The sequence below is a fragment of the Armatimonadota bacterium genome, from assembly GCA_031081585.1.
In the GTDB taxonomy this organism is placed as follows: Bacteria; Sysuimicrobiota; Sysuimicrobiia; order Sysuimicrobiales; family Humicultoraceae; genus Geohabitans; species Geohabitans tengchongensis.
Map to the genome: position 1 here is coordinate 1 of JAVHLY010000048.1, position 12,229 is coordinate 12,229.

Sequence of the window (12,229 nt, forward strand, 5' to 3'; positions counted from 1 at the left end):
GCTGCTGCGCGACATCGCGGAGGGGCGGGTGCTGGGCGACACCACGACGCTCGCCGACCCGTCCGTCGTCCAGGCGCTCAAGGAGCGCTACGAGGAGGAGGCGGGGACGTAGGCCGCCCCGGGAGAGGACCATGAGCGAGCTGAGGGCATTCCTGATAGACCGCTTCCGCCGCAGCCACCGCACGCTGCTGGCGATGGTGGACGGGCTCACCGAGGAGCAGTACGCCTGGCGCCCCACCCCGAGCGCCCACAACATCGCCTTCCAGGTCTGGCACCTGGCCCGCACTGCCGACGACATCCAGGCGACGCTGCGCCAGGCCAGCCCCTCGGCGCGGGCGGTGCTGGGGGCGGGCGAGCAGATCTGGTTCGCCGAGAGCCTGGCGCGGCGGTGGGGGCTCAACCCGGCCGAACTGGGCGCGGGCGAGAGCGGCTACGAGATGGACGACGCCGCCGCCGCCCGGCTGCGTTTCCCGCCCAAGGCCGAGGTGGTGGGCTACATGCGCCGCGCCTTCGAGGCGCTGGAGCAGGCCCTGGAGGCGGTGCAGGAGGACTGGACCGCCTTCCGCTACACCCACTGGGGCGACGACGCCCCGCTGTGGCAGCAGGCGGTGGACTACCTGACCCACCACGACTGGAACGCCGGCTACATCGCCGCCCTGCGCCGCGCCCAGGGCCTGCCCCGCGTGGTGGCCTGAGGACCGTCGGGGCCCGGGGGGCCATTCCGGAGGGGGCCGCCCGGCTACGGCCGCGGCGCGGGTCGGCCCAAATGCCTCGGGGCGGAGGCGACCAGGGTCCGGTGGCTGATGTGGGCCCCGGCAGCCTGGAGCCGCCACTGCACCTGGGCCACCAGGTCGTGGCGGCGCATGAGCTCGTGGGCCGACACACCGGCCTCGAGGCTCACGCTGGCGGCCATGCCCGCCGCCTGGCCCAGCGCCATCGTCACCGGGACCACGCGCGCAGCGCCCGCCGCCTGGTAGGTGGCCGAGAAGGCCCGGCTGCAGACGAACAGGTCGTCGACGTCGCGCACGACCAGGCTCCGCAGCGGCACGGTGAAGTAGAAGCGCCGGGCGCGGTAGGGGTTGTTCCACCCGGGGGAGTAGGGATGCAGGTCCAGCGGGTAGGCCCCGGCGGCGACACGATCCCAGAAGTGGCGCTGGCGGATCACGTCGCGGGCGGTGAGCGTGTACAGCCCGACGACGTGCCGCGTCTCCCGGATGTACAGCTCCGGGGCGACTTCGATCAGGGTAGCGCGGGCAAAGCCCGGGGCCTGCGCGCGCAGGAATGCCACGAATGCCGGGACCACCCGCTTCGCCCTGCGGTAGCCGTCCAGGCGGGAGGTCCGGTCGGTCCCGTCCACCCGGAAGACCTGCAGGGCGTTCACCCAGACGCTCCCGTCGGAGAGGCGGCTCAGGTTGAGGTCGTAGGCGGCGATTCGCTCGGGGTCAGGTGAGCGCCATCGGGTAACGATGCGGCGGTAGCCCCAGGCGAGGCTGCCGTAGACGCCGCCGGCCCGCCGGGGTTTCTCGTCGCGGCTGAGGTAGGCCACCACCTCGGACCAGCGCACGTCCCGCAGGCGGAACATCAAGGTGGCCGCCTGGGTGAGGCGGTCGGTTCCCGCACTCTCCCGGCCAACGGTGTACCGGGCGCCCGCCGCGGCTGCCACGTCGCCGTCGTCGGTGGCGTCGATGACGACCCTGGCCTGGATCGTCGTCCCGTCGTCGAGGATCGCGCCGCTGGCGCGGCCCGCCGCGACGAGGACCGTACGCACCCGGGCCCCCAGGCGCAGGTCGATCGCCGGCTCCCGCCGCACCAGCTCGAGCAGGCGCGCGCGTGCCGCCCGGGGATCGAAGGTGAGGCCCAGTTCCCGGTAGACTTCATGGAAGATCCCGCCGACCGTGTCCCGCCCGTCCGGGCCCCGACTGAGGTCGAAGCTGCTCAGCATGGCGCCGGTGAGGACGCCGCCCAGGAACGGCCGGGCCTCCACGAGCGCCACGGAGTGCCCGGAGCGGGCCGCGGCCACCGCGGCGGCGATGCCGGCCGGGGTGCCTCCCACGACGAGGATGTGCACGTGCACGTCCCGGCCCCGCGCCGGAGATGCGACGACGCCGAGGGCGCCGGCGGCCAGGGCGAGGAGGAGGGCCGGCGACAGCCACATCCCCTCCTGCCGGAGACGAACGGGTCCGCGTACCCAGCGCATGGCGAAGTCCCTGGCCGCCCCCCAAACGGAAAGTGTCAGAAGGTTCAAATTCCTGATACACGGACAAGGGCGGGGAGCCCTGCAGGCGTCTACCGGCGAATGAGGACAAACCGGTAGCGCGCGGTACGCACGTGGTTGTCCGTGGCATAGAGCGGCCGCTCCGCCGCGTCGTAGGCCGTGCCGACCAGCCGGAGCAGGGGCTGCCCGGCGGCGACGGCCAGGGCCCGCGCCACCCGTCCTGCGGCGGGAATGGCCTCGAGGGCCAGCCGGGCGTACCGCACTTCGAGCCCCAGGTCCAGCCGGAAGAAGTCCAGCAGGGACTCGCGCCGGCGGCGCAGCTCCACCACCGCCGGATCGGCCACGAGCGAGGCGGGGAGCGTGTCCTCGCAGTAGATGACGGGCGTCCGGCCGATCCAGCGCAGGCTGCGCACGAGGACGCCCGCCTCCCCCGGACGGGCCCCCAGGCGCGCCGCCACCGTCCCGCGCAGGCGCACCGGCCGGATCGCCAGCACCTGGTCGCGCGCGGGATAGCCGGCCTGGCGGATCGTCTCGGTGAAGCTCTGCAGCCGCTCGACGCCGGCCGTGACGGCGCCGCGCGGCCGGACGAAGGTGCCTACGCCGTGCCGCCGCCGCAGCAGGCCCTCGGTCTCCAGCACGCGCAGCGCCTCGCGCAGGGTGGGGCGGCTCACCTGGAAGAGGCGCGCCAGCTCGGGCTCGGAGGGCAGCCGCTCCGCACCCGTGAAGCGCCCCCGCAGGATCTCCTGCCGGAGCTCCTGCACCACCTGCTGGGCCAGCGGGGCCCGGGCCACGCCTACACCACCAGGCGCGGGTCGAGCGTGTCCCGTAGCCAGTCCCCCACCACGTTGACCGCCAGCACCGTGAGCATGAGCGCCACCCCGGGAAAGGCGGCCAGCCACCAGGCGATGGCCAGGTAGTCGCGGCTGTCGGCCAGCATCCCGCCCCAGGTGGGGGTGGGCGGCTGGACGCCCAGCCCGAGGAAGCTGAGGGCGGACTCCAGGATGATCACCTGCGCCATCGAGAAGGAGGCCAGCACGATCAGCGGGGCCACGGCGTTGGGCAGGACGTGGCGGACGGCGATCCGGAGGTCGGGGACCCCCAGGCAGCGGGCGGCCAGCACGTACTCCGCCTCGCGCAGGCTCAGCACCTGGGCCCGCGTCATGCGGAAGTAGGCGGCCCACCCGCCCACCCCCAGCGCCACCACCAGGTTCGTCAGGCTGGGGCCCAGCATGGCGATGAGGGTGATGACCAGCAGGGTGAGGGGAAAGGCGAGCTGGATGTCGGCCAGGCGCGACAGCATCCGGTCGATCCAGCCGCCGTAGAAGCCGGCGACCAGGCCGAGCCCCGTCCCCACCGCGCCGGCCAGCCCCACGGCCAGCACGGCGACGAGGAGGGAGATGCGGGCGCCGAAGATGAGCCGGCTCAGCAGGTCCCGCCCGAGCTGGTCGGTGCCGAGCAGGTGGGCGGCCGACCCCCCCGGGACCCAGACGGGCGGGGCGAGGCGCTGGCGGATGTCCTGTTTGTAGGGAGAGGAGGGCGCCACCCAGGGGGCGGCCACGGCGGCGAGGGCGACGACCGCCAGGATGCCGAATGCCGCCCGGGCGATGGCATGCGGGCGCGCGCGCCGCCGCGCGCGCAGGGCGCGGCCCGGGGCCGGGGGCGCCGCCAGGGGGGCCACGCCGCTACTGGTAGCGGATGCGGGGGTCGAGGCGCGCATAGAGCAGGTCGAGCAGCAGGTGGAGGAGGACGAAGACCATGGCCAGGTAGAAGACCGCCGCCTGCACCACCGGGTAGTCGCGGCTCTGGATGGCCGTGACGATCAGCCGGCCCACCCCCGGCCAGGCGAAGATGGTCTCGGTGACGACCGCGCCGCCGAGCAGCGTGCCGAAGTCCAGCGCCAGGATCGTCACCACGGGGATGGCGGCGTTCCGCAAGGCGTGGTGCACCACCACCCGGGGCGGCGCCAGGCCCTTGGCCCGGGCGGTGCGGATGTAGTCCTGGCTCAGCACCTCCAGCAAGCCGGAGCGCACCAGGCGTGCGGTGCGCGCCATGGGGGTCATGGCCAGCGTGACCGCGGGCAGCACCAGATGGCGCCAGGAACCGTGGCCGAAGCTCGGCAGCCAGCCCCACCGGACGGCAAAGAGCATGATGAGCAGGATCCCCAGCCAGAAGTAGGGCATGGACTGGCCCACGGTGGCGGCCACCGTCACCGCGCCGTCCACGAGGGTGCCGCGCCGCAGCGCGGCCACGACCCCCAGCGGCACGGCCACCACGACGGCGATGAGCAGCGCCGTCGTCGCCAGTTCCACTGTGGCCGGCAGGGTCTCGCGCACCAGCGCCGCGGCCGGCCGGAGGAAGCGCAGCGAGGCGCCGAAGTCGCCCCGCAGCACGTCGCCCAGGAAGCGCGCGTACTGCACCCACAGCGGCCGATCCAGTCCCAGCACCTGGCGGACGCGGGCGATCTCCTCCTCGGTGGCGTACTCCGTGACGAGCAGCGCCACCGGGTCGCCCGAGAGCCGCAGCGCCAGGAAGGCCAGCGTGGAGACCCCCAGCACGGCGGCCAGCGCGTCGACGAGGCGGCGCAGGACGAAGGCGGACACCTAGCGGCCGGTCACCTCCGTGTGGTGCAGGCTCATCAGGTAGTCCGCCCCCCACTCGAACCCGCGCACCCGGCGCTGCACTGCGTAGATGCCGGGCGTCTGCACCAGGAAGATGGCCGGGGCCTCCTCCCGCACGATGCGGGCGACGCGCTGCAGGACCTGCGCCCGCCGGCGCGGGTCGAGGGTGGCGCGGCTCTGGGGGAAGAGCTGGTCGAAGGCCTGGCTGCAGAAGAAGCTGCCTACGGAGCGGCAGCCGAAGAAGTTGAGCGGCAGGTCGGCGTCCATGGCCGGGAAGTACTGCCACGCCCAGATGAACATCCCCTCCAGCTGCCGGGCGATGAAACGCTGGATGTAGACGCCGCCCTCGACGATCTCCAGCCGCGCCCGCACCCCCACCTCGGCCAGCTGGCCGGCGATGAACTCGTCGATCTCCTTGTCCTTGGTGTAGCGGCCGACGGTGCCGTTGAAGGTCACCTCGAAGCCGTTTGGGGTAGCCGGCCTCGGCCAGCAGCTGCCGGGCCCGCTGCGGGTCGTAGGATAGGGACGCAGGTTGGGGTTGTGCCCCAGCGCGTCCGGCCCCACCACCTGCCCGGCCAGGATGCGCCCGAAGCCGCGCAGGATCGTCTTGTGGATGGCCTCCTTGTCCACGGCGTAGTTGAGGGCCTGGCGCACCTTCCGGTCGGCCAGCGGCCCGCCGGCGTTGGCGCGCAGGTTCACCACCATGCCCTGGCCGAGGTTCACCGCCCGCACCTCCAGCCCGCGCCCCCGCAGCCGCTCCACCTGCTCCGGCGGGATGAGCACCCCCACGTCCAGCTCGCCGGTCTCCAGCCCGGCGACGCGGGTGGAGTCCTCGGGGATAGCCCGGAAGATCACCTCATCCAGGCGCGGCCGGCCCCGCCAGTAGCCCGGGTAGGCGGTGAAGACCATGCGGTCGGCGCGCACCCACTCCCGGAACTGGAACGGCCCGGTGCCGACCGGCGCCGCCGCAAAGCCCGCGGGGCCGCGCTCCTGGAAGTAGCGCGCCGGGAGGATGTCCACCACCGTCAACCCCTGCAGCAGCGGCCCGAAGGGCCCGCGGGTGACGATGCGCACGCGGGTGGGGGTGACGACCTCCACCCGCTCGATGGCCGAGATGCGCCCGAGCCATGGCGACCGCGTGTTGGGGTCGAGGACCCGCTCGATGGTGAACTTCACATCCTCGGCGGTGAGGGGCGCCCCGTTGTGGAAGCGCACGCCGGTCTGCAGGTCAAACTCCCAGGTCTGGTCGTCCACCAGCCGCCAGGCGCGGGCCAACACCGGGCGGATGCCACCCCGCCCGTCCGAGGCCACCAGCTTCTCGAACATGGCCGCGTAGGCCGGGAGGGCGTTGGCGGTGCTGTCCAGGTGCGGGTCGGGCGTGTTGGGCAGCGAGCCGATCCCGATGACCAGCCGCCCGCCCGTGCGCTGCGCGTAGGCCGGCATGAGGCCGGGCTTGCCGGGCGGCGTCCCTACGAGGGCCAGCAAGAGTGCGCCGCCGAGGAGCAGGACACCCAGGACGCGCATGACCGTCACCTCCATCCGTCGCCCCAGGGGCGACAGCTGTTCCCGTCTGAGCCTCGATGGTCCCGCCATCCGGCTCCGGTGCAGGGCCGCGCTCACGTCGCCATCCCGTACGTCTGGCGCAAGGCCTCCCGCAGCGCCGCCAGGGTCGGCTCCACGACCGGGACCGGGGGACGGCGGCTGCGCGCGGCCTCGACGTCCTTGAGGCCGCCTGCGGTGGCCACCACCACGACCGGCGCCCCCCGCGGCAGCCGCCGCTGGGCGGCGAGGCGACGCACCGCCGCCAGGCCCGCCGCCGCCGAGGCCTCGACGAAGATCCCCTCCGCCGTCCCCAACGCCGCCTGCGCCTCGAGCAGCTCGCCGTCGTCCAGCACGCAGGCCTCGCCGCCCTCCCGCAGGGCGCGCAGCGCCTGATAGGTGCTGATCCCGGCGGCGATGGAGAAGGCCACGGACGGCCCCGCCGGCACCTCGGGCACGTGGTCCAGCCCTTCGGCCAGCGCCCGGGCCAGCGGGCCGAAGACCTCTCCCGCCACCAGGCGGGGCTCCCCGTCGACCAGCCCCAGCCGGCGCGCCTCCCGGAAGCCCCTGGCCACGCCCCACAGCCCGTCTCCGTAACAGACCGGCAGCGCCACCAGCCCGGGCACAGTCCACGCCAGGTCGGCCAGGATCTCGAAGGCGATGGTCTTGTAGCCGTCGATGCCGTAGGGGTTGCTGCCGACCGGCGGGTCGTGGAAGTTTCCCGCCGGGTACCACCCCAGCGCCTCCACACCCTGGCGGAGGAGCGTCCACCGGTCGCGGGCGGTGGGCGTGGCCACGAGACAGGCCCCGAGCGCCAGCATCTGCGTCACCAGAGGGGCGGAAGCGCCGGCGGCGGTCAGGACCACGCAGCGCAGCCCGGCGCGCGCCGCGTAGGCGGCCAGGGACGCCCCGGCGTTGCCCGAGGAGGCGATCGCCACCACGCCCGCCCCCACCTCACGCGCACGGGCGACGACCACGGCGGCCAGCCGGTCCTTGAAGGAGCCGGTGGGGTTGCGCGACTCGTCCTTCAGGTAGAGGTGGTCGATGCCCCAGGCGCGGCCCAGGCGTGGCAGGGGGAGCAGTGGAGTGCCGCCCTCGCCGAGCGTGACGGGGTCGCGCACAGGCAGCAGCTCCCGGTAGCGCCACATGGTGGCCGGCCGGTGGCCGAGCGCCTCCCGTGTCCACTGCACAACGTCGAGGCGGTAGACCGGCGCGACGTTGCTCGGGTGCCCGTCGGCCAGGCAGCGCGGGCACCCGGTGAAGAGGTCCACCACGCCGTAGGCCGCGCCGCACCGCACGCACGCCAGGCCGACCAGCGCACCGCCGTGCGGTGCCGGTCCGGCTTCCGTCTGCCCCGGGCGGTTCCGGTGGGTCATGGCTCCACCACCCGCAGCTCCCGGTCTGCCGGACACAGCAGCGTCGGGCCCGAGGCGGTCACCACCACGGTGTCCTCCACCTGCAGCCCGCCCAGGCCCACCTCGTAGTAGGGCGTCTCGACCTCGAAGACCATGCCGACCTCGAGCGGCGTCTCCACCCCGTCGGCCAGGAGGGGCGGCTCGTAGACCTCCAGCCCGATGCCGTGCCCCACGTGGTGGCGGCGGTAGTGGGGCAGGCCCGCGCGCTGCGTCGCCGCCACCGCCGCGGTGAAGACCGCTCCGGCCGTGGCGCCGGGCCGGCAGGCGGTCACCGCCCCGTCCTGGCCGACCAGGATCGCTCGGTAGGCCGCCCGCACCGCCGCCGCCGGCTCGCCGCAGCTGGCGGTGCGCGCGATGTCGGCACAGTAGCCGTCCACGACGGCACCGACGTCGAACCGGATCAGGTCCCCGCGCCGCAGCGGACGGTCGCCGGGCACCGCGTTGGGGTAGGCGGTGTGGGGACCGAAGGCCAGGACCGTGAAGAGCGGCCGCGCGCCCGCGGCGAGCACCGCCTGGTCGAAGACCAGCGCGGCCTCCCGCTCGGTCATCCCCTCGGTGCACGCTCCGAGCGTCGCCTCCACCGCCGCCAGGAGCGCCTCCGTGGCCCGCTCCAGCGCGGCCACCTCCCCGGCGGTCTTGACTGCCCGGATCCGCCGGAAGCTGTCGGCGGCGGGCGCCATTCGAAAGCCGCCCGGCGCGCGGGCAGCGAGGGCCTCCCAGCCGCCATGGGCCAGGCCCCCCTCGTCGACGCCGACCGCCGCGTCCAGGAGGTCCAGCTGGCGTAGTGCCGCCACCAGCGCGTCGAGGGCGGTGGCGTGCGGCGCCGTCTCGCAGGCCCAGCGGACGAGGGCGCGGTCAGCGGCGTCGGCGTGCTGTGCTCCCGCCTCGATGAAGAAGCGGCCGTAGGGGATGAGGTCGCCGCGGGGCGGGAACTGGGCGGCCATGTCCACCTCGGCCACCGGCGCCACCACCAGGGGAGCGTCCAGGCGGTCGCGCCGTGCCACCGCGTAGACCTGGGTCGTGCGCAGCAGCGGCTGGGTGAAGCTGCGGAAGCCGCTCAGGTAGCGGACGTTCTCGGCGGTGGTGGCGACAAGCCCCTCCCAGCCCTGCTCGGCCAGCACGGCGGCTGCGCGCGCCGTGTTCATCCGGCGAACTCCGGCATGACCTCGCGGGCAAACAGGCGCATGCTCTCCAGGAACTCCTCGACCGTGTTGGCGGTGAAGAGCAGCCCGGCCAGGTGCGTGACGCCCGCCTCCTGGTAGGCGCGCACCTGGCGGCGGATCTCCGCGGGGGAGCCCAGCAGGTTGCGCTGCGCGAAGGAGTCGACGGGCTGCCCTCGCAGGGTGGAGCGCTGCAGCGAGAGGAGGTGGCGGTAGAGCTGGGAGCGCAGGAACCGCTCCGTGGCCTCCTCCCGGGTGCGGCCGATGGAGACGGCGAACTGCGGCGCCACGTCCAGGTGGGTGAGGTCGCGCCCCGCCGCGCGGGCGTGCGCCCGGATCTGCTCCAGGCCATGGCGGACCTCCTCGGGGGTGAGGACGGCGGGGAGCCACCCGTCGGCCAGCTCCGCCACCCGCCGCCACCCTTCCGGGGCGTTGCCGCCGATGTAGATGGGCAGGTGCGCCTGGTGCGGCTTGGGGTACAGCTCGACGTCGACGAAGTGGTAGTAGCGTCCGTGGAAGGTGGCGCGGCGCTCGCCGAAGAGCACGCGCAGCGCCCGGATCCCCTCGGTGAGCATCTCGCCGCGCCGGGCCCGGCGCAGCTCCGGGTGGACGGCCTCGAACTCCTCCCGGTAGGCGCCCACCCCCACCCCCAGCAGCACCCGGCCCCCGCTGAACTGGTCGAGGGTGGCCACCTGCTTGGCCAGGAGCACCGGGGCGCGCATGGGCAGGACGATGACCCCGGTCATCAGCCGGATCGTCGAGGTCACCGGGGCCAGCGCCGCGTAGGTGACGAGCGGCTCGTAGAAGTTGGGCGGGTCGGGGAACTCGGCGCGCACGTAGCGCTGCGTGGTCAGGTGGTCGTTGCCCATGACGGCGAAGTAGCCGAGCGCCTCCGCCTCCTGGGCGATGCGCACGACGTCGCGGGGGGAGGCGAAGGGGACGGGGTACATCATCCCCTCGGTGCAGGTAGGCAGCCCGACGCCGAACCTCATGGCAGTCCCGGCGCGGCGGCCTCCCGCGCCCCGGTTCCCGGCAGCGTCACGCTGCGCAGCGCCGGCAAGACCTCAGCCGCCAGGTGCTCGAGCAGGTCCTCCAGGGCGGTCCCGGGCGCCGGCACCGGACGGACGATGAGCTGGGTCGCGCCGGTTTCGACCAGCGCGCGCAGGCGGGCGGTCACCTCGGCCGCCGTCCCGGCTACCGCCAGGTGGTCGAGGTAGGGCTCGGGCAGGAGCCGTCCCGCCTCCGGGATGCGCTCGTAGCGCCGCTCCGCCAGCACGTCCAGCACCGCCTGGGGCAGCGGCGGCAGGTCGAGCGGCTCCAGGTAGTCGAGGTTGGGGTAGCTGATCCACATCGGCAGGGCCACCGCCGAGCGGACCGCCTCGCGGGCGGTGTGGGGATCGTCGGCCACGCAGACGTCCACGCGGGCGGCGAGGTCGAGCGCCTCCAGCCGGCGGCCGGCGGCGCGCGCGCCCTCGGCCACGCGCTCCAGCGCAAAGCGCAGCCCCGGCGGGGAGGCGTAGGGGGCGATGATGACGCCGTCGGCGACCGTGCCCGCCGCCCGCAACATCCGGCGGGCGCGGGCGGCCACGTAGATCGGCAGGTCCGCCCGGGCGGGGAAGAAGAGGCGGGCGCCGCGCACCCGCACCACCCGCCCGTCGACGGTGACGGTCTCACCGCGCAGGAGGGCACGGATGGTCCGCACCGCCTCCGTGACGGCCACCGGGGGTGCACGCCGCACCACCCCCATCGCCGGGAAACCGCTGCCGCCCGCCCCCAGCCCCAGGACGGCCCGCCCGCCGCTCACCTCGTCGAGGGAGGCGATGGCCATGGCCAGGAGCGCCGGGTGGCGGGCGTAGGGCTCGGTCACGCCGGTCCCCAGGCGGAGGCGCGTGGAGGCGTGCGCGGCCACCGTCAGTCCGACGAAGGGGTCGCGGTAGAACTTCTCGTCGGCGTACCAGAAGACGTCGAAGCCCAGGGCCTCACAGCGCCGGACGATCTGGCGCAGCCGCTCCGGGGGGTGCTCGCCGAGGATGAGCACCCCCAGGCGGGGCATGGGAGCAGGGCCCGTCCTCATCGCTAGCGCCTGCGCCTCGGAGTCGAATTGTCCACGCGGAAGATGTAAGACATTTTACAACCGTTTAATCCAGCACTTCGCGCGGGCTGCCTGTCACTCCTTTCCGCGCAGATGGCGGGGGCTCCCGCGGTTTTGAGGGTCCTCCCGAGCCGTTCTTCCGACTCTCAGCAGGAGTCAGCCCACACTGAAGGAGTCGCGCAGGGCATGTAGAAAGTATCAAGTACGCATGATTCATGTTATTCAACTTTGCATCCGTGGACGGTTGTGAGGCCAGTCCAGCCTGGTGCTGACGGCATGGCCTCCGGGCAGGACGCGGTCCGGAAGGTCAGGGATCGCCTGCGGGGCATCCACGCCATCCTGCCGACTCCCTTCCTCGATGATTGGAGCCTGGACCTCGCCGGGTTATCCCGGAACATCGAGGCCGTCCTGGCCCAAGGGGTCCAGGGCGTGCTGGTGGGCGGGGGGTACGGGGAGTTCCCCTCCCTCTCCACCGAGGAGCGCCGTCACCTCATCCGGGAAGCGGTCCGGGCGGTGGCCGGGCGGGTGCCCGTCATCGCCTGCACCGCCCACAGCTCCACGCTCGAGGCCCTTGAGCTCACCCACGCCGCCGAGGAGGCCGGGGCCGATGCGGCCATGCTGACCCCGCCGTACGTTACGGAGGTCAGGGAGGCCGACGTGGAGCGCCACTTCGCCTTCATCGCCTCCCGCGCCGCCATCCCCCTCGTCCTTTACAACACGCCGAGCACGGGCGTGGTCCTCTCGCCGGCCCTCATCGCGCGGCTGGCCGAGATCCCGACGGTCGTGGGGGTCAAGCAGGGGGTCCTCGACGCCGCCGAGATGGCGGCCGTCGTCGAGGCGGTGGGGGAGCGGCTCACGGTCCTGTGCGGGTCGGACACTGTCATGGTGGCGGGGCTGGCCGTGGGCATGGGGGGCGTGACGTCGACCAACGCCAGCGCCTTTCCCGACCTCATCGTGGCGGTCTACCAGGCAGCGCGGCGGGGGGATTGGGGAGAAGCCCGCCGTCTCCACGACCGGTGGGCACCGTTCCGGGCCTTCGCGCGCCGGGTGGGTCAGCCGGCGGCAGTGAAGGCCGCCATGGACCTGGCGGGGCTTGCGGGGGGCGCGTGCCGCCCGCCGCTGCGGGCGCTGGGAGCGGCCGAGCGCGAGGAGCTGCGGGCGGTGCTGGAGGGCATCGGCGTGGTCGGCGT

Annotated in this window: 11 protein-coding genes; 2 read left to right on the forward strand and 9 right to left on the reverse strand. The window is 74.0% G+C overall.

Annotation, left to right across the window (positions count from 1 at the left end; translation table 11 throughout):
• The first annotated feature begins 131 nt into the window (after positions 1-131).
• The gene (locus tag RB146_13290; GenBank protein ID MDQ7829941.1) at positions 132-695 is read left to right on the forward strand and encodes a DinB family protein; all 564 of its coding nucleotides are present in this window, start codon (positions 132-134) and stop codon (positions 693-695) included.
• Between the two features lie 44 nt (positions 696-739).
• Here RB146_13290 and RB146_13295 read toward each other — a convergent pair whose 3' ends face one another.
• The 9 genes from RB146_13295 to RB146_13335 form a co-directional block, all read right to left on the reverse strand.
• Complete coding sequence (locus RB146_13295; GenBank protein ID MDQ7829942.1) at positions 740-2,155, reverse strand: FAD-dependent oxidoreductase; 1,416 nt, start codon at positions 2,153-2,155, stop codon at positions 740-742.
• A gap of 131 nt (positions 2,156-2,286) precedes the next feature.
• Positions 2,287-3,006 (reverse strand): GntR family transcriptional regulator, encoded by a 720-nt coding sequence (locus RB146_13300; GenBank protein MDQ7829943.1) that lies wholly within the window; start codon positions 3,004-3,006, stop codon positions 2,287-2,289.
• A 2-nt stretch (positions 3,007-3,008) separates the two neighbouring features.
• Positions 3,009-3,893, reverse strand: a complete 885-nt coding sequence (locus tag RB146_13305; protein MDQ7829944.1) for an ABC transporter permease — start codon at positions 3,891-3,893, stop codon at positions 3,009-3,011.
• A gap of 4 nt (positions 3,894-3,897) precedes the next feature.
• The gene (locus RB146_13310; GenBank protein MDQ7829945.1) at positions 3,898-4,815 is read right to left on the reverse strand and encodes an ABC transporter permease; all 918 of its coding nucleotides are present in this window, start codon (positions 4,813-4,815) and stop codon (positions 3,898-3,900) included.
• Positions 4,816-6,357: an ABC transporter substrate-binding protein gene (locus tag RB146_13315; protein MDQ7829946.1), complete on the reverse strand. Its 1,542-nt coding sequence runs from the start codon at positions 6,355-6,357 to the stop codon at positions 4,816-4,818. It lies immediately after the preceding gene.
• 92 nt (positions 6,358-6,449) lie between these two features.
• Positions 6,450-7,748, reverse strand: coding sequence for a pyridoxal-phosphate dependent enzyme (locus tag RB146_13320; GenBank protein ID MDQ7829947.1), 1,299 nt, complete (start codon positions 7,746-7,748; stop codon positions 6,450-6,452).
• The gene (locus RB146_13325; protein ID MDQ7829948.1) at positions 7,745-8,932 is read right to left on the reverse strand and encodes a Xaa-Pro peptidase family protein; all 1,188 of its coding nucleotides are present in this window, start codon (positions 8,930-8,932) and stop codon (positions 7,745-7,747) included. Before RB146_13325 ends, RB146_13320 begins: the two co-directional genes overlap by 4 nt.
• Positions 8,929-9,939 carry a TIGR03619 family F420-dependent LLM class oxidoreductase gene (locus RB146_13330; protein ID MDQ7829949.1) on the reverse strand — a complete coding sequence of 337 codons (1,011 nt, stop codon included), beginning with the start codon at positions 9,937-9,939 and terminating at the stop codon, positions 8,929-8,931. Before RB146_13330 ends, RB146_13325 begins: the two co-directional genes overlap by 4 nt.
• Positions 9,936-11,000: an LLM class flavin-dependent oxidoreductase gene (locus RB146_13335; GenBank protein MDQ7829950.1), complete on the reverse strand. Its 1,065-nt coding sequence runs from the start codon at positions 10,998-11,000 to the stop codon at positions 9,936-9,938. The genes RB146_13330 and RB146_13335 overlap by 4 nt, the downstream gene beginning before the upstream one ends.
• 315 nt (positions 11,001-11,315) lie before the next feature.
• Between RB146_13335 and RB146_13340 the strand changes: the two genes are divergently transcribed.
• On the forward strand, positions 11,316-12,229 hold a 914-nt coding region (locus RB146_13340), incomplete at its 3' end, for a dihydrodipicolinate synthase family protein (GenBank protein MDQ7829951.1).